This is a genomic window from Marinitoga sp. 1137 (genome assembly GCF_001941525.1).
Lineage (GTDB): Bacteria > Thermotogota > Thermotogae > Petrotogales > Petrotogaceae > Marinitoga > Marinitoga piezophila.
Genome location: NZ_CP009471.1, coordinates 1,651,880 through 1,675,183, shown reverse-complemented (window position 1 = coordinate 1,675,183; position 23,304 = coordinate 1,651,880). Strand labels below are relative to the sequence as shown.

The following is a 23,304-nucleotide window of genomic DNA, read 5'->3' as shown; positions in this document are numbered from 1 at the left end:
TGGTGCAGAGGGGTTTTATATTATTCTTCCATTTTTTCTTTTAATTTCTTTGCAATGAATGTTGCAACATGAGCTCCTTTTGTTCCTCTTCCAAATCCTGCGTCCATTCCATTTTCTTTTGCTAAATCGTCATTTAGCTGTGTTCCTCCAACTATTAATAACAATTTATCCCTTACACCTTTTTCTATTGCTAATTGATGCAATTTTTTCATGTTTTCAACATGTACATCATTATGTGTAACAATCATTGAAGCAAGTACAGCCTGTGCGCCAAATTCAATTGCAGCATCTATTAATTTTTCTGGTGGAACACTTGTTCCAAGATATTCATATTTTATACCGTATTTTTCTATACCGCCATGTTTAATATCGAGAATTTCCCTGATACCAACATTGTGTTCATCATTACCAACTGTACCAGCTACAACCTTTACCTTGTTTTTAGCAAAGAATTCAAATAATTCATCATCTGACATTACTTCTGCTTTTTTAGGCAATACAAGTTCGTCCTTCTTAATAGCAAATGGTACTTTTGCCTTTAACTCAAGATATGTTCCTTCTGTTGGGTGAAGAACTGTTTTTGCAATAACCTGTGCGTCTTCAAGTCCCATTCTCTTACAGATTTCAAGAGCGGCTGCTTCTGCATATTCTGGTGATTCAGGAATTGTCATATCAAGCTGAATGTAACCGTCATAACTCCATTCTACTTCTGGTTTGATTAAGTTATTTTCTCTGTATTCCCTTATTTTTTCAAGTCTCTTATATACATTATCCTCTTCATCAAGTTCGTCTATGTATTGGATCTTATCAGGATTACATAATGTACATCCACCAATTAAGTCACATGGCTTTTCAAGACCTTCTGGAAGGTTGTTATAACCAAAGTGGTGACATACAGGTGCCATGTAGTCTTTGTCTCTTGGAACAACAGAACCTGCTCCAATTCCTCCATCTTTCTTTCTTACAATACCATCGCCCATTCTTTCTGGATATTCGCCATTGTCAACGAACATTCCATTTTCAACAGCTTCAAAGTATCCGCCCATTTCAATTATTTCTTCGAGCATTAATATAGCTCTCATCTTTAATTCTCTAACTTTGTCTCTTACATTATCCCAGTTAATCTGAACCATTTCTTTAATGCCGTCTAAAGCAATTAATGTGTGTTTTGCAGTTTCTACACCACGGATAGAGTTAATGTGCCATGGAACGTTTCTTCCTTCATCTGGTGTAATTGTTGATTGTATATCTGCCTTTGTTAATCTGGAAATTAATGTATCCAATACGTGTATTCTTGTTGCGTCAAAGAGATCGGATTCTATATATCTTGTATTCATTTGTGCCCTAAATTTATAATCTTTGAATAATTCCCTTATTGTTATTGCATATACGAAGTTTAATCTAAATTCTGGTGTTGGTGAAACTATTGGCGGAACTGTGGATAAAGCGATATTTTCTTTTTTCATTCCAGCCTTTACTGAGTATAATGAGTTAATTGCATGTTGTACCAACAATTCTGGCATAACCTTCCATGCAAATTTTGCTGATGCATTTGCATTGTGAGCTCCGTCAATTTGAAGCATATCAACCGATGCCATAATCTTTTTTGCAACAGCAGCATCAACAAATGATCTGATCATATTAATGCCTCTGTATAATACGTTGTATTGTGGATCCTGATGAGCTCCGTTTACACCTTCTTCAGCAAATAATACAGCAACTTCCGGACCTGCAACACCAGAAACATAACTGTGGAAGTTTATAGGTCTACCCACTTCTTCTTCTATTAAGTCAAGAGCCTTTCTTGAAGCTCTTAATTGCTTTCTTGTAATTGGTATACCACCAATACCCTCTGGTGTTCCTTCAATTAAACCGTCCATATGACTTTGACCTAATGTTCTAATAACCATAATATGGTCTGCACCATGCCATGCGGCCATTCTCATTCTTCTTATATCTTCTTCAAATCTACCTGAAGCAATTTCTGATGTAATTACTTCCTGTGGTTGTGGATCAATATTGTTGAAATAATGTGCTGCTGGTAATGCAACAAAGTTTTTTAGAGGTTCGCTTACTTCATAATATTCAAATTCTCCTATTTTGGTTCTTGGAGGTAATTTTTTTCTCCATGTCCAACCTTTTCTTTTTGGTCTGTATTTATCTAAATCCTTTAAGATTTCTTCTACATTTAATTTTTTGTTAGGCTCTAATTTCATCATTTATCGCCTCCATGAATAAAAATTCTATCCACATCGTCCCAGTATTTTCCTGCAATTAAGTCTCTTCCTGCCTGTATATAATCAATATTATGTTCTTTGGCTATTGTATATACAATATTTCCAGCACCTTTGCCAAGTATATTCTTTTCAAAGAATTTATCAACTAATGCTTTTGCTTCCATACTGTTAAAACCCATTCTCAATAATACAGATCTTTCAACAGATGGTGATGTATGTGTTGAAGCTAATTCAATTAGAGGATCTACTACTTTTTCAACAAGATCCCAGAAATATTTATCTAATTCCTCATCGGACATATTCATTAAATGTTTTGCTCTTTCTTCAAAATCTGATTTTCTTGGTTCCATTAGCTCAATACCTCCTTAATAAGGTTTTTCACTTCTTCTGTAGAAATCCTCAAATCTTCTGCAATAAATTCAATTTCCTTTTCTGTAAATTCTGTTTTTCCAAATCTCTTTTTTAATTCTTTTATATATGATTTTCTCATTTTTTCTATTGGATATTTTATTACCTTTAACTTTGATGGATGATCAGGCAATACTATGTTTTTACCTGGTTTATCCTCTTCAATTGGATCTCCAAATTTTATTTCAATACCATTTTCCTTTGCAAATGTAAGCTGTGCTGAAGGCAATTTACCTGCACCTGTATATTCTGTTTCGTTTACAACAATTATCTGGTCTTCTTCCATTTCCATTGCCAATGCAAATGCAGCAGCTAATGATGTGTTCCCGGCAGGTCCTCTCTGCATACCTTCTATATTTGCAAGCATTTCTGTAATATAGAAGACTTCACCCTGAGTTACAAGCACATATTCATCCATATATCTCAAAGGTCTTGCGGCATTTCTTGGAACATCTGATCTATCCGGAAATGTTGCAAATGGTATTCCAAATCCTGTATGACCTGTTGTAAATGATTTTTTGTTAAAGTCTGTATCTGATGCCATATGCAATCCATGAAGATCCACACTGGCACCTATAATTTTTGTATTAACAGCACCAGCTTTTTTCAATCCTCTGGCTGTTCCTGTTACATTACCACCACCAGCATGAGTAATAACAACAGCATCAGGATACTTTCCAAATTGATTCATTGATTGTTCTGCTATTTCATATCCCAATGTTTCAACACCAGCTATACCAAATGGTGTATAAAGTGAAGCATTAAAATACCCCGTTTCTTCAAGGAGAACGAGGAAATAGTAAAAGAGTTCGGGTCCAACACTTAATTGCACAACTTCTGCACCATATGCTTCACATGCTCTTGCTTTTTCAAGGATTTCTGGTTGTCCAATTCCTCTGCTGTCAAAACATTCTTGAACAATTATTGATTTTAATCCTCTTTTTGAAGCCTGAGATGCAACTGCTGCACCATAATTACCGCTTGTAGCAGCCATTACTCCTTTGTATCCCATAACTTTTGCTCTGTATGCACTAACAGATGCTCTTCTGTCTTTAAACGAGCCTGATGGATTTGTTGCTTCATCCTTTACAAATATTCTTGCACCTTTTCCTTTAGGAGCTATTTGTTTTATTAATTTATTTATATTCTTTAATTCTACAAGAGGTGTGTTTCCAACACCTGTTTCAAGCTGTATTTTTCTTATTTCTTCAATTGAATATCCAGCATCTTTCATCATTGCTTCATAATCAAAGGCTATTCCCTCTATTTCGTATTTTGTATAATCTACTCCTACTGATTGTTTCATTATTTCATTTTTTCTTGCCATTACTGCATCATAACTCATATCTCTCATTGCTGATCACCTTCGATCATATTTCTTAATTGCTTTCCCACTTCTAAAAGTTCTTTTACAGGTTTTCCAAAGTTGTGTTTATATTCAGGATATATTTCTTCCAATTTCCCTTCAACTTCTCTTCCAACTGGCGTTTCTATCTTTACAATATCTCCAATATTCGCTTCATCATTTAACAGAAAACCTTTTATTCTAATTTCCAGAGGAACACGTTTTGTGTCCTCTGGAAGATTAGCAGCTCTTTGCTGTGGATTTAATCCTACAAAATATATTTGAACCCAATCGCCTTTTCTGGCTATCATTGTATCAACTCCTTATGAGCTTATATTGTAAGATCACCTATTAATGATCTTGGAACTGGTAAATCTGCCATTGATAATAATCCTGATTCTGCTTCAATTACTGAAGGAATCATATTTGTAGCAACAGCAATTGTTCCTTTTCCACCAGGTATTTCTGGTTTTATTGCTAAGTTAAGGTTAGGATCTCCTATAATTTCAATATAATCTCCTGTATCTACATTTTCCAATTCAGGTCTTACCTGTTGTGGATGTTTTAATTCAATAACGAGTTTATCTCCCATATATGCTCTTGCAACATGATTACATCCTGCAACCATTCCTGGTTCAACCTTTACATATTTTGTTTCCCTTAAAACATTTGAAATTATTGGTTCTCTTGTCTGTTCAATTTTGTCTATATTCCAACCTAAGGCGTCTGCAATCATATAAATTGATTGTTCAAAACCAATATGTCCTACGATTTTTCCTGATTTTAAACCTTCTTCGAATTCTTCAACTGTTGTTCCAACACCCTGAGTTTCCATAACTGTTGGACCAAATGGTGATAAATCATTAATTCTTGCAGCCTTTATTTGTTCAACATTTAATGCTGCACCTGACAATGCAAGAATTAATGTATCAAGAACAAAACCAGGATTTATACCTGTTCCTAAAACAGAAACTCCATATCTTCTTGCAAGACTATCCATTTCTTCTGCTTCTTCTGGATGTGTATAGAATGGATATGCCATTTCTTCTGCAATTGTAATTACATTAATATGTCTTTTTACAGCAGTTATGATATGTTCTTTCACAACTTTAACAAATGAGTTTGTAGCAATTACAACTAAATCTGGATTTGTTTCATCTAACATTTTTTCTGGTGTGTCATAAACAGGTATATTGATATTTCCAATTCCCAATAATTCTCCTACATCTTTTCCAACATATCTTGTGTCATGAACACCTACCAATTCCAATTCATACTTTGATAAAATATTTTTTGCAATTCCGCTACCCATAGCGCCAAATCCCCATAAAGCTACTCTATACATGTTTTAGGCCTCCCTTTAAAATTTTTATGAATAATTTCTCAACAAAACCTTTACATATTAATTTTATGAAATTTCTTTCATATAGTCAAATTCGCATACTCAAACATACTCACTCATACTCAAGCATACTCTATATTTTTACTAATGATAGAATTTATTCAATAAATTTGACGATTTTTAAGCAAATTTGGAAATATGTACTATAAAATAAAGAAATCTCTCGAAAATTCGAGAGATTTCTTTATTTTAAAAACTTTATTATTTCATTTTTTAGCTGTCCAATACCTTCTCCTGTTTTGGATGAAACAGGGAAGTATATATAATCCCCATATTTTGACAAATGGGATTTTATAAGGTTTAACTGTTTTACTCTTTCGTTTTTCTTTAATTTATCCAGTTTTGTTAAAACAATTATAAATGGAATTTCGAGTTCCTTTAACCATTGTATCATTTCTATATCTTTTTTTTGCGGTTCATGTCTATGATCAATTAGAAGGAATACCATTTGTAATGAATATCTGTTTTTAAAGTAATCCTCCATTAAATCTGCCCATTTTTTCTTTTCGGATTTTGAAACGTTAGCAAATCCATATCCCGGTAAATCTACAAGATAGCCTTTATTATCAACATTATAGAAATTTATGGATCTTGTTTTACCAGGATTGGAACTGATTTTTGCAATTTTAATTCCAAATAATTTATTTAATAAACTGGATTTTCCAACATTTGAACGTCCGGCAAAGGCTATTTCCGCATTTAATATTGGTGGATAATCACCTTTCGTATAGGCTGTTTTTACCAGCTCAATTTTTTTAAACATTCCTATCCCTCCATTAAGGCTATTTTTAACACCTCATTTATATTCTCCACTTTATAAACTTTGAGTTTTTCTAATATTTCTTCTGGAATTTTTTCCAGATCCTTTTCATTATGCTTTGGAATTATTATGTTTGTAATTCCACTTCTATATGCAGATAAAAGTTTTTCTTTTATTCCTCCAACTGGTAATACTTTTCCCATTAAGGTAATTTCACCTGTCATGGCAACATCATTTCTAATAGGTATATTTAGAATAGAGGATATTATAGAAGTTGTTAAAGTTACCCCGGCTGATGGACCGTCTTTTGGAACTGCTCCTTCTGGAACATGTATATGAAAATCACATTTCTCAAATTTTTCCAATAAACTTTCATCTTTTTTTTCTATGATTTTTTTAGACAACGTCAAAGCTATTTGTGCAGATTCTTTCATTACATCTCCAAGTTTTCCTGTTATTATTAACTTTCCCTTCCCTGATGTAATTAATGTTTCTACCTGTAAAATTTCTCCTCCATATGCTGTCCATGCCATACCTGTTGCTACACCAACTTCTGGTTTTTCAAGTTTATCTGATCTGAAATATGGAGGTGTTCCCAATAACTCTTTGACATTATTTATTTTTACATGAACACTTTTTTCACCTTCTGCTAATTTTAAGGCTACTTTTCTCATTAGTTTTGCCAATATTCTTTCAAGGGAACGAACCCCAGATTCTCTTGTGTATTCTGAAATTATTTTTTGTAAAGCACCTTTTGTTATTTTTATCTGAGTTTTTTCTATTCCATGTTCTTTAAGTAGCTTTGGAATAATATAATCTTTGGCGATATAATATTTTTCTGCATCTGTATATCCTGGAATCTGTATAATTTCCATTCTATCTCTTAAAGCACCTGGTATAGTATGTAATACATTTGCAGTTGTAATAAATATTATTTCAGAAAGATCAAAGGGTATTTCAAGATAATGATCTACAAAAGCATTATTTTGTTCCGGATCAAGTACTTCTAATAAAGCAGAAGCTGGATCTCCCTGATATGAGATTCCCATTTTGTCTATTTCATCAAGTACTATTACTGGATTTTTTACACCAAGTTTTTTTATTAATTGTATTATTCTTCCCGGCATAGCTCCAACATATGTTCTTCTGTGACCTCTAATTTCAGCTTCATCTCTCATTCCACCAAGCGAAATTCTTCCAAATTTTCTTCCCAAAGCTTCCGCTACAGATTTACCTAATGAGGTCTTTCCAACACCAGGAGCCCCAACAAAACATAATATTGGAGAACGTGGTTTTTTTGATAATTTTCTAACTGCTAAAAATTCCAAAATTCTCTCTTTTGGCTCTTTAAGGCCATAATGATTTTTGTTTAATAATTTTTCTGCTTCTTTTATGTTTAATCTATCTCTCGTTTTCTGTTCCCATGGCAATTCCAGCAACCAATCTATATATGTTCTTGAAACATTAGCTTCAGGCGAAAATGGTGACATTTTCTCTAACTTTGAGAGCTCGTATTCCGCTTTTTCTTTTACATATTCAGGTGCTTTTAATTTTTTTATCTTTTCTTTTAATAATGTAAATTCATTTTCCGCTTCACCGGTTAATTCTTCCTGTATTACTTTAAGTTTTTCTCTTAAATAAAATTCCTTCTGACCTTTTTCTATTTTCTCACGCACTTTACTTTCAATTGTTTCTTCTATTTCCAGTAATTCAACTTCCTGAGTTAAAATTTCAAGTATCATTTCAAGCCTTTTTTTAGGATGTAACTCTTCAAGAATTTCCTGTTTTTCAGTATGTTCTATTGGCAATACAGAAGCTACTAAGTCACTTATTACTTCTGGATCCTCTGTTTCTTCTATAATCATTATAGCTTCCTGTGGAAATTTCTTTGTATGACTGATATACTTTTCAAATAATGATTTTACTCTTCTAACAAGAGCTTCTAAAACCTTTGTTTTTTTATATGAAACATTTAGTGGTTTAATTTTACATTTTATTACTTCATCAAATTCTGTAAATTCCTTTATTTCTGCTCTTTTAAGTCCTTCAACAAGAACTTTATATTCTCCTTCAGGTCCCCTAATTATTTGAACAACTTTTCCTATAGTACCTATTCTATAAAAATCATCTATTGTTGGCTCTTCTAATTCTATATCTTTTTGAGAAACAAAGAACATTAAATTGTTATACTTTTCAAGCGATTCTTCCAGAGCAGCTATTGATTTTTTTCTTCCTATTATCATTGGTATTATTGAGTTTGGAAATACAACAAATTTAGCCCTGGTAGGGATCAGAGGCAGTTCTTCAGGAAATGTTTCGCTTAATGTCTTGTCTATAAATTTATCTATAGCACTTTTTTCTGCCATATGCTCAACCTCCATTATTATTGTAATTTTAACAATCCTATCAATATTTTAATCATTTATTATGGTAAAATAAAAACAGAAATGCATAAAATATTTTAACACATATTAATGTAATTTATAGGTATTATAGGTAAAGATAAAGAAAAAATAAATAGAAGCGTTTATTAAAAAACATAAAGGTGGGAATATAGTGACTCAAATGGTTCAGTTGTTTGGTCTTAGATTGTTATCGGGGAAAAAAGAAGATATGTGGAATTTTATAAAGCATAAAATGGAAACAGATGAAAAGGTCTGGATAGTGACCTTAAATGCTCTTATGTTTCTTGAATATTTCAAAAATAATGAATATAAGTATGAATTGCAAAATTCAACCATTTCTATTCCTGACGGCATAGGTGTTGTAAAATATCTTGAAAAATGGGGATATCATACAGAGCGCTGTCCAGGAATTGATACAATGCTTAAAATCTGCGAATGGCAAAAACATAACATATTTTTACTTGGTTCAGAGCCAGGGATAGCTGAAAAAGCAAAGGAAAACCTTGAAAAAAGATTTGAAAATATTTCTATTGTTGGAACACATCACGGATATTTTAAAGATAATGAAACAGAAGATATTATCGATATGATTAATAATAGTGGTGCCGAGGTTTTATTTGTTGGTATGGGTGTTCCAAAACAGGAAGAATTTATATATAAGAACTTACATAGATTAAATGTTAAATTAGCAATGGGTGTAGGCGGTAGTATAGATGTAATTTCCGGAAAGGTTTCAAGAGCTCCAAGATTTTTCCAATTATTCGGTCTTGAATGGTTATATAGAATGATAAGAGAACCAAAGAGATTTAAAAAGTTTCCAGATTTAATGTATTTTTATTTTAAAATTTATCGTTCAAAAGAGGTTCCTGTAAATTTAGAGGTTATAAATTTATAATAAAAGGGCATGCGATTTGCATGCCCTTTTATTATTTATATTTTAAATTTTTTAATAAGTTCCATCAATGATTGCGATAATTTATTACTTTCTTCTGCTGCTTCATTTACCTGTCTTGAACTTTCTGTTTGTTGTTCAATCGCGGAAACCATATGTTTTACCTGCTGAGAAATTTCATCTATAACTCCAGAAATTCTATCCATAGCAGCAGCCATTTCTTCTGTTGATGCGCTCTGTTCTTCTGCTCCCGAGGATAATTCATGAACTTTCATATTTATATCTTCAACCTTTTCATGAATTGCTTTAAATTGTTCAAAAACATTTTCGGATTCAATATCAATATCTTTAATTACCTTTGCTATATCGTTCATAGCTTCATTTGCATCCTGAGCTCCTTCTTTTACTGATATAAGTATCTTTGCAATTTCTTCAGTTGCAGATTTACTCTGTTCTGCCAATTTTCTAATTTCATCTGCAACTACCGCAAATCCTTTTCCAGCCTCACCAGCTCTTGCAGCTTCTATTGCGGCATTTAATGCCAATAGATTTGTCTGTTCTGTAATTTTTGTTATTGTTTCTACAATATTTCCAATATTTTGAGCTTTTTCAGACAAAGCCTGTACTTTTTCCTGTGTAACTTTCGATTCTTCAACTGCTTTTTCTACTATTTCTACAATTTTTTCTACAGATTTTTCACCATTTTTAGCTGCTTCTGATGTTTCAGTAGCTTTAAACGCTAACTCTTCTGCACTTTGCGAAATTAAATGAGCTGAATCTGCGATTTCTTCAACACCTGATGATACTTCTTCAACAGACGCTGATGCATCATCTGTGTTACTTTCAATTATTCTGGATTGAGACTGTAAATCTTCAGAAATAGCATTTTGTTCTTCGGAAACTGAAGCCAAAGCGTCAGCTGATAAAGCCAATTTATTGGATGATTCAGATATTAATTGCATGGATTTTCTTAAATCTTTTGCCATTACTGCAAGAGAATTTGCCATCTGTGCAATTTCATCTTTTCCACTTAAAGAGAAGTCTACTGTTAAATCACCTTTACCAAATGCCTTTATCTTTTTCATAAGGATATTTATTCTCTTTGAAATATTTGAGCTTATAATAAGTCCAAGTAATATTGAAACTATCACACCTGCAATTATCCCTGTAAGAACCATAAACAATGCTTTTTGTGATTTAGAAAGAGCATCTTCGCCTTTTTTCTCCGCTTCTGCTTTATTATATTCAACTATTTTCTTTAATACTGCTGTGGATTCTTCAAACAACGGTAAATCTACATTTAAACTTTGATATGCCATTTGATCTTTTAACTTTAAAGCCTCATCTGAAATATTATTAATTGTATCAAAAACATCAAATATTTTATCTAAATATGGCATTAAAGCATTATTATATATTTTCTGCATCATTTGTGTTTTACTACTATCCTGCTTTTTTAAAAATCTGTTTATTGTACTTGCAGTTTTTAATAATCCAGAATTGTATTTTTTCATATCTTTAAACATATCTGCAAGATAATCATTTTCTGTCTGGTAACTATCAAGCCATCTTCCAAATGGGTTTTTGTGGGGATTTAATTCTTCATTAAATGGTTCATTTTCAAGTATGGATTTCTCCAGCATCCAGGCAAAGCGATATAAATCTGCTTCATATGTTTTTATATCTAACTTTAATGATTTTGGATCCAATATTTTGGTTTCATCTAATTTTTTTGATAATGCCATGAAATTTGCATGTTCTGTTTTCCAATTTTGTAATTTCTTTTTATATTCTACCCAATATTTTTTTTCCTGATCTGTCAATTTTATCTGTTCATATTCACTAATTAATCTGTCTATTTCCTTCCATGTTTTAGAAATTTTTCCATATTCTGCTGTTCTTAATTTTTGATCAGTAAATCCCAATAAAGCCATTTCTGATCTTTCAATTTCGGTTTGCAATTGATAAATTGACATAATCTTTTGTACTTTTGGAAGATTTTCGCTTGCAATTTCAATTACAGAAGTTTTTATATCGTTTGTAGAGTATATTCCAAGAACACCAATTATAACAGAAATAATCACAATAAGGAAAAAATCAAGTAAAATACGTTGTTTTAAATTCATCATATCACCTCTTCATAAAATTTTCTTTGGTAATTAATTATACTCTTTTTAGTTTAAATTTTAAAGTGTGAAAATTAAGATTAATATTGAATTAATACTCATTTTTTACATACAGGATAATATATTAATTATTTTTGAAGATTCTTATTTTTAGGAAAAAAATTTTTTCCAAAGAATGATATATTGAAAGAATTTCCATGGAGGGATCCGTATGAAATTAAAAAACATATATCTTCTTGTTTTTATATTTATTCTACTTTTTTCAGGGTGTACTAAACCTGCAAAATCAAAATTCGAAGTTAATGTGGAAATATCATATAGTAGCGAAAGTGTTTCTGTTATTAACAAGAGTGTTTCAGAAGCAAATGAATCTATCACTCTTAAAATTTCTTCTCCACTGGCAGATATTGGAAGTGCGACATTAAAAATTGAAGATATGAATAATACATCAAACATAAAATCAGTAAATATGACTGCTGTCGATCAATATACATATACTGCTTCTTTTAAAATTAATGAAGCAGGAAAATATAAGATTACAGGAATATTTTTGTTGGGTGGAGATACGTATGAAAGCAATAATTCATTAATTTTGAACATTTATGACTACCAAAAAGAACTAAACCCAAATTTGAAATTTAAAAATATTAAAACCAACGAAATTATTGATAGCACTGAATTATATGATCCATATAGATACTATACAGCTCTGGTTTCATTTGACAACAATCTATTATATAATAGCGATTTTACATATAAAATATACTTCGATTCTAATTTAATTGAAAGTGGCAGTTTAAAAAACAAAACCTTTGAATCAACTCCTATGTTTTTTGAAAATAAAAAACACACTATTAGCGTTGAAGTTTATGATACACAAAATAACGGTTTTGGAAGAACAACCGTTGAGGTTAACCCTAAAAATATAGATACTACTTTTAATTTTTCCTTTGAATTACATAAAGATTCTTTTAACGGAGACTTAGTTTCAAAAAATAGCACATTAACCACCAATGAACCGTTATATGCATTAATAAACTTAAATGAAAAATATGATTTACCAGCTTCGTATACATATAAGATTTCAACAGAAGATACAACTATTGAATCAACAATGTTAGCAGAAAAAAGTTTTAAGTATGGTCCATTTTATCTTAAAGACGGAGATATTAATCTGAATATTTCAGTAATAAATGAAGTTACGGAATATTCTACAGAAATTATTTATCCTTTAAAGGTTAAGCAATTTGATGAGTTTGATGCAACTCTTGAAATATATAAAAAGGATTATATGAATAAAAATATTTTAATTACTGATGATACTACATTAACAACCAGGGATCCTATATTTTTTAAAATAAGAGTAAATAAAAATTATGATTTTTCAAATGATTTGAAATACCAGATTATATTAAAAAAAGACGGAAAAGATTACAAAGAACCTATAGAATTAACCTCCAATGCAACAGAATTAGAAACAAATACCATGTTTTTTGAAAAAGGAAGCTATGAATTGGATTTAACCATTATAAAAGAAGATACAAAATATACCAAAAAATATTATAAGTATTTTAGAATTTCTGAAGTTATAAATAATTTTGAACTTGAATATACTTTAGAACAGAAAAAAAGTGATGGCTCAATTATTTCGTATTTTATGCCAGAAGAAATAAACGTTGACCCTCTGTCAGATAAGTTAAACGAATTCAATATTAAATTTAATTTAAAAACAGCTTATACATACCCAGCTACATATGTATATACATTTTCAGTAAATGGAAAAGATGAATATGTGTCTGAACCTATACAAACAAGAACCAATACAGTTTTTACTTCTTATAAATTCCCATCTGGTCATAACTTAGTGGAAATTTCTGTTAAAGATGTTGATAATAATTTTGAAGTAAAAAAGTATTTCGAAGTTCTTGTAAAAGAGGATCAACCACCAGATTTATATAGAGTTACCCTGGACAATCAACTTGTTTATTCTTATGATCCTGAGAATAATATATCAACAATAAATAATATAATCATCTCAACGCCAACAACAAATCCAATAATAAATATAGAATTTATAGATGAATCATTTATTAAAACAAGAAGTTCTTTAACTATTTCTGTAAAGGTTTATGAAACAAATAAAAATTATCAGTTTTCATTATTAAAGGATAATCTTCCAGAAGGTAAAAAAGTAGGTTTTTATGGTGTTTTAGAAGGAATAACTCTTGATTCAACCCAAACCTGGGAAATAAAAATTGATTCTTCCCAGATTGTTGATGAATTTGATAATTCTAAAGCTGATAAATATGACAGTGAGCCATATTCTGTAATATTCAAAACAAAATAAATATTATAATCAATTATAAAAACATGGAGGTGTAGTTTTTATGAGAATCTACCATAACATGGAGGCTTTAAATGCCTGGAGAACGTTAAGTAATGTAAAAGGTGAGATGAGCAAATCACTCGAAAAGCTTTCTTCTGGTCTTAGAATTAACAGAGCAGCAGATGACGCAGCAGGACTTGCAATTTCAGAAAAAATGAGAAACCAGATTAAAGGGTTAAACACAGCTATCAGGAATGCACAGGATGCTATTTCAATGATCCAAACTGCTGAAGGTGCGCTTGATGAAGTTCATTCCATTTTAAAACGTATGAGGGAATTAGCAGTTCAATCCTCTACAGATACTAACACAGATGTTGATAGAGATCAATTACAAAATGAATTCACTGAATTAAGAAATGAAATTAACAGAATTGCTAAGACAACTCAATTTAATACAAAAAATCTTCTTGATGGTTCAATTAGAGGAACAAGAAGTGCAGAAGCTAAACTTGTTTCTCCTGGTTCAGCTCATTTTGAAATTAAAAGTGGAGGAAATTTAAATAGTATAGACGTTAATGCTAATGTTATTATAGAAGTTGGACAATTTGCTGGTGGAGCAACAAGTCAACTTGATGTTAAGGTTACTGTGGTTAAAGAAGATGGAACAATTGATACATCAACTTCAATAGTATCAGTAAATGCTAATAGTATTACTGTTGATATAGGCAGTGGATCAATTATAATTGGATGGGATCAAACACAGATTTCTAAAATCACAGATTATGGTGGAACTCTTGCTTCTGGAACAAAAATCGATGGTGGTGCAATAGCTGTATATGGCCTTGTAACAGCAGGAGCAAATGGAGTAAATCCTATTCAGTATCATATTGGTGCCAATGAAGGTCAGGTTATATCTTTAGGTTTTGAAAGTATGAAAGCTGATAATATTGGTATTGTAAGTAGTTTGAAGATTAACTCTCAAAGTGACGCAGAATTTGCTGTAAGTGCTATTGATGCAGCTATTTATAAGGTATCTGCATTCAGGGCAAAATTAGGTGCCGCTCAAAATAGGCTTGAACATACAATTAAGAACTTAGGAGTAGCTTCAGAAAACTTAACAGCAGCAGAATCACGTATCAGAGATGCCGATATGGCAAAAGAATATGCAGAATATACAAAACAACAAATCTTACTCCAGAGTGGTACTGCAATGTTGTCACAGGCAAATCAATTACCACAACAGGTTACACAGTTATTCAGATAATATCCTCAATAAAATTAGAACCCTTCATACGAAGGGTTCTAATTATTTTATATCAAATCTCCTGAAAAAATATGGTAATAATATTAATGTAAACATTGATGCACTAAGCATACCAAACCACATTATTACTGAAAGATGTGAATGGAATGTAAATGGAGAAAGGTTTAATATAGACAATCCTAAAGACAATCCTATTGCATTTGCCATAATTGGTTTTTGAACAACATTAAATGTTTCCTCAATTGGATTTTCGCTTCGAGATTTATAATATCCATATGTTCCTATCATATGAATTGCATAATCAATTCCAATACCTATTGTAATGTTTGACATTAAAGCACTTATAATATTAAGCGGAATTTTAAATAATGCCATTACACCAAATTCTATAATTAATGCACCAAATAATGGTAATATTCCAAAAAATGATATTTTTAAACTTCTTACTATGACAAATAGTGATAGAAATACAAATACCACACTAATTATAAGACTGCTTATCTGACTGTGTAATACTGTAGTATTCATTTCATTGAAAACAAAAGGCATTCCTGTTATATTTATTGATTTAAATATTTTCTTATCTTTAAGTTTTAATACATCATTTTCTATTTCTTTTAAAGTTTCTTCTGAATTATCCTTTGGAGTTATTATTGCAAGATAATCCCTGTTTTTAACAAGATCAAATAATGGATTATTTTTCAAACCTTTTTTCATAATTAAAATCTGTAAAGCATTTGGATACATTTTAAAATTGTATAATTCCCTTCCCATTACATCTAAAAATTCCTGTGGATATGTAAAATCATATATTTTATCTTTAAGCGTTTCTTTTAAACTTCCCATTTCATTTAAATATATTTTATCAAGCGGTTCTCGGATTGTTCCAAAATCTACCATAATAGGAATATTAAAATCAAAAACAGAACTAAGTTTTTCATAGTCTTTTCTTACCTTTGTATATCGTTTAAACATGGAAATCTGATCAAATTTTATTGTTATATTAGTAATTAAATATCCAAAAATTAAAATAAAGATTATGTATATATACACACCTTTTATATTCCAATATTTTTTTACAAAAGAAACATCAAATACATGTGTTCTTTTTCTTTTTAATTCAACATTACCAAAAATAATAAGTGGTAATATATATAATGTTGCAATTCCTGCAAAACCTATACCAAATGATGTCCATATTCCCATTTCTTTCATCATATTTGAATTAATAAATACCATTGAAATAAAGCCAATTATTGTAGTTACAGTTGTCATAATCATTGCAATCCCGGTACTTTTTAATGTTTCAATAACAGCAGTTCTTTTATTAAGACCGCGTTCTATATATTCTATATAATGCGTTAAAAAATGCATTCCATCAGCACTTCCCATAATAATGGTAAAGATCGGAACCAGAACGCTGGCTATAGTTAATTCCTTACCATACCATCCCATTAATCCCAATGTCCACAACGATCCCATACCAGCAGGTATCACAGAGAAAAATGCAGCTTTTTTAGAACCTAATTGTAAAGAGAAAATAATAAGCATTATTATAAACGCAAGAGGCGGAAGATAAATATAAAGATTAAATAAATAATCAAATAATTTTTTTGTAAAATATACCGTTCCAGCACCGTAGTGATTTATACCTTCAAGTTTTTTTTCTATTTCATTAACCACTTTAAAGTCCTCTGTTTTTAATGGTATAGTAAACAGTGTATAGTATTTCCCATTTTTCTCTCTTAAAAACTTATCTTTAAACATTTCAATAGAATCTATCTTTTTTATAAAGTTCTCTGTAATTTCATCAGCATTTTTTATATTGTATCCCGGTAAGTTTTCTGGAAATAAACTGGAAATAAAGTTTACACCATCTATCTCTTCAAGTTCCCTCTGTAATTGCCACAATTTTTTATACGTATTGATATCTTTTAAAGGATCTTTATTAAGTTCAAACATTACAATTAATTGATCTGATAAATCATATTTTTTTTCTATTTCATCGTATGTTGTTAAATACGCAGAATCAGTTGGGAGAAATGTTTTCATATCAACATTCAATCTTATTCTAAATAACCCTATAAGCGCTACAATATTAATTATAGCAAGAAGAATTGATAAACCTTTTCTATGATTTCTTATAAAATCTACATATCTTTCCATATTTATCTCCCCTTTACTTATTTTTATTGATAATGCTTAATGCTCCATGAAGATATAAATCTGCAATATAATCTGCGTAAGTGTCATAAAAATTTTCTGGATATTCTATTCCTGAGACCTGGGGAATAATATCCTTTAAAATAAAATGCGAAAAAATCATACCGCTCAATGCTGGACCTAAAATTTCAAAATGTTTTTCATCTCCAAATCCTTCAAAATGATTTTTAAACACGCTATAAATAATTTCCCTTACCTTAGATGCCCTGTATTCAATTAAATCACTTTCTTCATCAGGAATTTGCATGAGCATAATTCTGAACATCTTTTCATTGTTTTTTATTGATTTTACAAGAGCTTTAATAGCAATTCTTATCCTCTCTTCAAGCGGTTTCCCATCAAGATTTGTAACTTTAAATTCCTCAATAAGCTTTTCAAAAAGAACTTCCATTATTTCTTTCAAAATCCCCATTTTTGAACCAAAATGATAATTAATCATTGATGTGCTTACACCAGCTTTTTTTGCAATTTCTCTAACTCCTGTTGCGGCAAATCCTTTTTTATAAAACAACTCTACTGCTGCATCCATAATCCTTTCCTTTACACCTTTCAAAATCTCACCCCGCTTTCGAACGAACGTTCGTTTTTATTATAATACAAAAAAATCTTTAAGTCAACTGTTTTTTTTATTAATATTATATTATAATATTCCACTATTTCTTGTGTAAATAATTGGTAACTCCCACCATATATTGTGGTATAATCTTTTTTGGAATAAAATCGAAGGGGGTAATGGTGTGACTGAAATTTTTAATCTTGATGATTTTCTTGACCATTTTATAAATATTTCTCCATCTGAAAATGCTGAAAGGATATTACGAGATAGATATTTTCTTAAAGATGGAGAAGGTAATTATCTTGAACATAGCTGGGAAGATATTACAAGGAGGGTTTCAAGATATATAGCCAGCGCTGAAATTTTATATACGGAAGATATTGAAGAAATAAGAAATGTTGAAAAGAAATTTTATAAACTTCTTAAAAGTCGTGTTTTCCTTCCCAATAGTCCAACATTATTCAATTCTGGAAAAACTTTGCCATTAGAAATATTTAAAAAGCCCTTAGAAGAAATGACTATTGAAGATTATAAAAGAATATATAATTCAAGAAATAGACATAATATGTTATCTGCGTGTTTTGTTGTTCCATTAGAAGACTCTATGGAAGGAATATTTGAAGCTGTTAAAGATGCAGCTTTAATTCAAAAATATGGCGGTGGTGTGGGATATGATTTTTCTGTTTTAAGACCAAAAGATAGTTCTATTGCTGGCACAGGTGGAAAATCATCTGGTCCAATAAGTTTTATGAATGTCTTTAATACTACCGCTTCAACAATAGAGCAAGGTGGAGCAAGAAGAGGCGCTCAAATGGCTGTTATGAGATATGACCATCCTGATGTAATTGATTTTATTAATTCAAAAAAGAATAATGATGGTAAGTCTGTATTAAACTATTTCAATATCTCCGTTAATTTCGATAATCCAGAAGAATTCTTAAAAAAGTTAGAAAACGATGAAGAAATTGAACTTAGTCATCCGAATTCAAATATAAAAAAAACAATAAAAGCAAGAGAGTTATTTGATTTAATTGCAAATAATGCATGGAAATCAGGCGATCCCGGAATGCTATTTTTAGGAAGGCACAATAAGTATTATGCACTAAGCGATGTAACTCCTGTAAGTGCTACTAACCCATGCGGTGAGGAACCTCTTCCTCCATATGGAAGTTGTAATCTTGGTTCTATTGATCTGGCTAAGGTTGTGGATTTTGTTAATCTTGGAAACCCTGATCATGAAAATAACGAGCTTTTCAAGGATTTAATTTACTGGTGCAGCCGCTTTCTTGATGATGTTATAGATATTAACGTTTATCCACTTGAAGAAATAGATAAGGTTTCAAAGGAACAACGATTTATTGGTCTCGGTATTATGGGCCTTGCTGATGCTTTGTTTAAAAAGGAATTAGCTTATAATTCTGAAGAAGGAAGAAGGTTTATGGCTGAAAGTACTGCACAGTTTGCATATTATTCACATCTTGCAAGTACTGAATTAGCTAAAGAAAGAGGAAGTTTCCCTCTATTTGACAGATCAAAATACAAAAAAGGATTTATTCCTTTTGCCATGCTCAAAGATGATTTTTCAGAAAATATAAGAAAGTGGAATGAGCTTATTAGAAAACATTTCTTTAATGAAGCAAAAGAATTTAAAAGAAATGTGCAGGTTAATACTGTTGCACCAACAGGATCAATTTCAAATATTGCAGATACTTCAAGTGGTATAGAACCAAATTTTATGCTTGCATATATTAGATATATGACAGACAAAGAAGGTAATAGAGTCCCTTTACCATATATGAACAGAATTCTAAAAGAAAAATTAGATGGAGAACTCACCAGTGAGTTAGAAGCAGAGATTATAGAAAAAGGGAGTGTTCAAAATATTGAAGGTATTTCCGAGGAAATAAAACGCGTTTTTGTAACTGCCATGGACATTTCAGGTGAAGATCACTTAATGGCTCAACATATGATTCAAAGCTATCTTGATGCATCATGTTCCAAAACCATTAACCTTCCTAAAGAAGCAACTGTTGATGATATTAAAAATATATATAAAATGGCTATGGAATTAAGTTTAAAAGGAATTACAATATATAGAGATGGCTCATTAGAAACACAGGTTTTAACCAAAGCAAAAAAGAAAGACGATAAAAAGGTTACTTTCTTTGTTCTTGATGAAAAGCATAAATTAAGAGCAAGGCCAAGAAAGGATACTTTAAAAAGCGTAACAAGAAAATATAAAACAGGATCAGGAACGGTATATATTACAGTTTCATTTGATGATAACGGTGAAGCAATAGAAATATTCCTTTCTGATGGTACAGAAACCGCAGAAATTATAGGAAGACTTTCATCCATCGCTTTGAGATCAGGTGTCTCAGCAGATGAAATTTTAGAGCAGCTGTCAAAAGTAAAAGGTACATATTGTAAAGGTATTTCTGGTGAAATTAAGAAAGCACTTGAGGATTTCGAAGATTTATGGAAAGACAACGAAGGAGATATTGAGGTATTTCATGTTGGAAAACCTTTAAGTAGAGAAGAAGTTGAAAAGTTTGTTCACGCTAATAAACTCGAATATACAAAAGGCTATTATATAGATAACGAAGGTAATACATATTGTCCTACCTGTCTAAGCAAAAATTCCCTGTTAATGACAGAAGGATGTATTTCATGTAAAACCTGCGGATGGTCTAAATGCTCTTAAAATAAATAAAAAGCGGATCTTCCTAATCTTTTTGGGAAGTTCCGCTTTTCTCTTTGATTTCTTCAGAATGTTCACTTAGAGCAATATGCCCATTTATAAGTTCTCCTAATCGGCTTTGAGACTCAGTTTTAATTAAATGACTTTCTTCATCTAGTAATTCTTCAACCTCTTTTAAAAGCTCATTTGCCTGTTTGATCTTATCAGCAATTATTCTTTCAATCTCTTCATGATTATATTGTTTCCCTTTCATACTATCATCCTCTTTGTTTAAACTTATTTTTCACATATGAATTATAACATACTAGTTTATCTCATGTCAAATAATTATTAAAAAGTCCTAATAATTTTACAAATAATTAATTAATCAATGATATATTAATTTAAAAAACACCACCTTAATTGGTGGTGTTTTATTTCTAAATCTTAAATTTTTTAAGTCTTTCGTTTAATTGTTCTACAAGTTTCGATAAATCCATAGCTTTTTCACTGACATTTTCTATTTCCAGACTTTCGTCCTCAATTTCTCTTGTTATATCTGATACTTCTTTTGATATTTCCAATATCATTTGTGCCGTTTTATCTGTAGCTGCAGCCATTTCTTCTGTTGAAGCACTTTGTTGTTGCGCACTTGCTGTTAAATCTTCTACTCTTGCATTAATGCTTTCAACTCTTTCAAGTATCTCTGAGAATTTTCTTTGAATTTCATCTGCACTTATTTCAACCTGACTTATAACTTTTACAGTATCATCTGTAGCCTGATTGGCTTTTGCAGCGCCATCTTTTATTTCATTTAATATTTTGGCTATTTCTTCAGTAGCCTTTCTACTTTCTTCTGCTAACTTTCTAATTTCATCAGCAACAACAGCAAAACCTTTTCCTGCTTCTCCAGCTCTTGCTGCTTCTATTGCTGCATTTAGAGCAAGTAGATTTGTCTGTTCGGTTATACTGGTAATTGTCTCCACAATTTCTCCAATATTCTGAGCTTTTTCAGCCAAAACTGCAACCGTTTTTTCTGTTTCCTTGGATTTTTTTACTGCATTATCTATAATTTCAGCAATTTTTATAATTGATTTTTCTCCATCCTGCGTCAATTGAGTTGTATTATTTACTGATCTTGAAATTTCAGCAGCGGTTTCAGAAACATTTTGAGCTGCTGTAGAAACTTCATTTACTCCTGAAGTTAATTCTTCTGTTGTTGCTGAAGCATTTTCAGAATTAGATTCAATTAATTGCGATTTTTTTAATACATTATCATTGAGAGAAGCCGTTTTTTCTGAAATTTTCGCTAAAATTTCTGAAGATTCTTCTATTTTTTTACCAGCTTCAAGCATCCATAATGTTGTATCTCTTAAATTATCTGACATATTTTTTAATGAATTTGCTATTAAGGCTACTTCATCTTTACCTTCAATTTTAAAATCCACAGTGAAATCTCCAGAAGCAAATTTATCAACTTTTTTGCTGAGATTTACAAGAGGATTGGTAATTTTCCTGGAAAAAATTAGAGACAATAATATTGAAATTAAAATAATAATCAAAGACATAAAAATCAGGGAATTTCTTATCTTTTTAGATGCTGCAAATGCTTCCTCAACAGAAACTTCTGAAATAAACGCCCATTTTACTTCTTTAAATTGAAATGGAGCATAAGCACTGAGGACTTTTTTCCCTTCAAAATTATTTGATACCATCCAGCCTGTTTCACCTTTTAATGCTTTTTCTACAGGCTTTGTATTGGCTTTTTGAGTTAATAATACCTCTTTATCTGGAAGATTGCTTCTTAAATATTTATCTGTTCCCACGATATATGTAATACCGGTTTTTCCCATTCCACTTTTATCTTTTAAAGCAGATTCAAGATAATTTGTATCAATATATACTATAAAATATCCAGATACTTCATCATAATCATTTAAGATTTTTATTCCTGCAAAAAAACCATATTTTTTATTGCCGGCATTATATTTACCTATATCTGAAAAATGTACTTTTGTATCTCCAGAACTTTCTAATATATTAAATAAAATTCCAAGTTGAGTATTTTTATATTTTCCATTTTTCAAATTTGTAGCAAAATCTTCATTCTTTTTTACAGAGTATAGTATATTTCCGTCTTTTGACACAAGATAAATATCATAATAAATATCTTTTGTATCAACAAATTTCGTTAAAAGAGGATGTAAATCTTCATGGGTTGAATTGTAGGGATATAAATCTGTTTGTGCAGCATCTGAAATTTTTGATTCATCGAAATTTTCATCGTAAAAAAAGTTTATCAGCTTTTCTCTTTCTTTATAAGGATTTTTTTCATAATATACTTCTCTTAATTCTTTTAAGAAATTTTCAGTATCCCCCATACTTTTAAACATTGTTTCCTGAGCTACAATATCATTAAAATCCTGCATTATTACTGGAAGTTTTGAAAAATACTCAAGATCTTTTTCTATTAAAGATAAGGTGTTTTTTAAAAACATACTCTTTGAATCACGCGCAACTATCAATTTACTAACAAAACTTTCTTCCAAAGCATTTTGCGATTGAATAACGCTATAAAAAAGAAAAACAGAAAAGGAAATAATAAGTATGAGAGAAACAAACAACAGAATCTTTCCGTTTATTTTCATTATTACCCCTCCCTGAAATAGAATACCCCTTC

16 protein-coding genes are annotated in these 23,304 nt (G+C 30.7%); 4 read left to right on the top strand and 12 right to left on the bottom strand.

Going from position 1 to position 23,304, the window contains the following annotated elements; genetic code table 11:
* Positions 1-20: 20 nt before the first annotated feature.
* From oraE to lon, 7 genes are all read right to left on the bottom strand, one after another.
* On the bottom strand, positions 21-2,219 hold the full coding sequence (gene oraE, locus LN42_RS07930; protein ID WP_014297002.1) for a D-ornithine 4,5-aminomutase subunit OraE: 2,199 nt from the start codon (positions 2,217-2,219) through the stop codon (positions 21-23).
* Complete coding sequence (locus LN42_RS07925; protein WP_014297001.1) at positions 2,216-2,587, bottom strand: ornithine aminomutase subunit alpha; 372 nt, start codon at positions 2,585-2,587, stop codon at positions 2,216-2,218. Before LN42_RS07925 ends, oraE begins: the two co-directional genes overlap by 4 nt.
* On the bottom strand, positions 2,587-3,999 hold the full coding sequence (gene ortB / locus LN42_RS07920) for a 2-amino-4-oxopentanoate thiolase subunit OrtB (protein WP_014297000.1): 1,413 nt from the start codon (positions 3,997-3,999) through the stop codon (positions 2,587-2,589). Before ortB ends, LN42_RS07925 begins: the two co-directional genes overlap by 1 nt.
* Positions 3,996-4,301: a 2-amino-4-oxopentanoate thiolase subunit OrtA gene (gene ortA, locus LN42_RS07915; RefSeq protein WP_014296999.1), complete on the bottom strand. Its 306-nt coding sequence runs from the start codon at positions 4,299-4,301 to the stop codon at positions 3,996-3,998. Before ortA ends, ortB begins: the two co-directional genes overlap by 4 nt.
* Before the next feature lie 20 nt (positions 4,302-4,321).
* Entirely contained in the window at positions 4,322-5,335 is a 1,014-nt protein-coding gene (gene ord, locus LN42_RS07910; RefSeq protein ID WP_014296998.1) for a 2,4-diaminopentanoate dehydrogenase, read from the bottom strand.
* Positions 5,336-5,576: 241 nt separating this feature from the next.
* Positions 5,577-6,155: a ribosome biogenesis GTP-binding protein YihA/YsxC gene (gene yihA, locus LN42_RS07905; protein WP_075780667.1), complete on the bottom strand. Its 579-nt coding sequence runs from the start codon at positions 6,153-6,155 to the stop codon at positions 5,577-5,579.
* 2 nt (positions 6,156-6,157) lie between these two features.
* Positions 6,158-8,518 carry an endopeptidase La gene (gene lon / locus LN42_RS07900; RefSeq protein ID WP_014296996.1) on the bottom strand — a complete coding sequence of 787 codons (2,361 nt, stop codon included), beginning with the start codon at positions 8,516-8,518 and terminating at the stop codon, positions 6,158-6,160.
* A gap of 199 nt (positions 8,519-8,717) precedes the next feature.
* Between lon and LN42_RS07895 the strand changes: the two genes are divergently transcribed.
* Positions 8,718-9,452: a WecB/TagA/CpsF family glycosyltransferase gene (locus tag LN42_RS07895; RefSeq protein WP_041639012.1), complete on the top strand. Its 735-nt coding sequence runs from the start codon at positions 8,718-8,720 to the stop codon at positions 9,450-9,452.
* A gap of 35 nt (positions 9,453-9,487) precedes the next feature.
* Here LN42_RS07895 and LN42_RS07890 read toward each other — a convergent pair whose 3' ends face one another.
* Positions 9,488-11,575 carry a methyl-accepting chemotaxis protein gene (locus LN42_RS07890; protein WP_014296994.1) on the bottom strand — a complete coding sequence of 696 codons (2,088 nt, stop codon included), beginning with the start codon at positions 11,573-11,575 and terminating at the stop codon, positions 9,488-9,490.
* A gap of 211 nt (positions 11,576-11,786) precedes the next feature.
* Between LN42_RS07890 and LN42_RS07885 the strand changes: the two genes are divergently transcribed.
* Complete coding sequence (locus tag LN42_RS07885) at positions 11,787-13,922, top strand: hypothetical protein (RefSeq protein ID WP_014296993.1); 2,136 nt, start codon at positions 11,787-11,789, stop codon at positions 13,920-13,922.
* 40 nt (positions 13,923-13,962) lie between these two features.
* Positions 13,963-15,165, top strand: coding sequence for a flagellin (locus tag LN42_RS07880; protein ID WP_014296992.1), 1,203 nt, complete (start codon positions 13,963-13,965; stop codon positions 15,163-15,165).
* 42 nt (positions 15,166-15,207) lie between these two features.
* Here LN42_RS07880 and LN42_RS07875 read toward each other — a convergent pair whose 3' ends face one another.
* Together LN42_RS07875 and LN42_RS07870 are read right to left on the bottom strand one after the other, a co-directional pair.
* Positions 15,208-17,331: an RND family transporter gene (locus LN42_RS07875; protein WP_014296991.1), complete on the bottom strand. Its 2,124-nt coding sequence runs from the start codon at positions 17,329-17,331 to the stop codon at positions 15,208-15,210.
* 13 nt (positions 17,332-17,344) lie between these two features.
* Positions 17,345-17,941, bottom strand: coding sequence for a TetR/AcrR family transcriptional regulator (locus LN42_RS07870; protein WP_014296990.1), 597 nt, complete (start codon positions 17,939-17,941; stop codon positions 17,345-17,347).
* A 184-nt stretch (positions 17,942-18,125) separates the two neighbouring features.
* Here LN42_RS07870 and LN42_RS07865 point away from each other — a divergent pair, with 184 nt between their 5' ends.
* Positions 18,126-20,648, top strand: a complete 2,523-nt coding sequence (locus LN42_RS07865; protein WP_014296989.1) for an adenosylcobalamin-dependent ribonucleoside-diphosphate reductase — start codon at positions 18,126-18,128, stop codon at positions 20,646-20,648.
* Between the two features lie 22 nt (positions 20,649-20,670).
* Here the strand turns inward: LN42_RS07865 and LN42_RS07860 are convergent, their stop codons facing one another.
* Positions 20,671-20,898 (bottom strand): hypothetical protein, encoded by a 228-nt coding sequence (locus tag LN42_RS07860; protein ID WP_014296988.1) that lies wholly within the window; start codon positions 20,896-20,898, stop codon positions 20,671-20,673.
* Positions 20,899-21,064: 166 nt separating this feature from the next.
* Entirely contained in the window at positions 21,065-23,272 is a 2,208-nt protein-coding gene (locus LN42_RS07855; protein WP_014296987.1) for a methyl-accepting chemotaxis protein, read from the bottom strand.
* Positions 23,273-23,304: the final 32 nt, after the last annotated feature.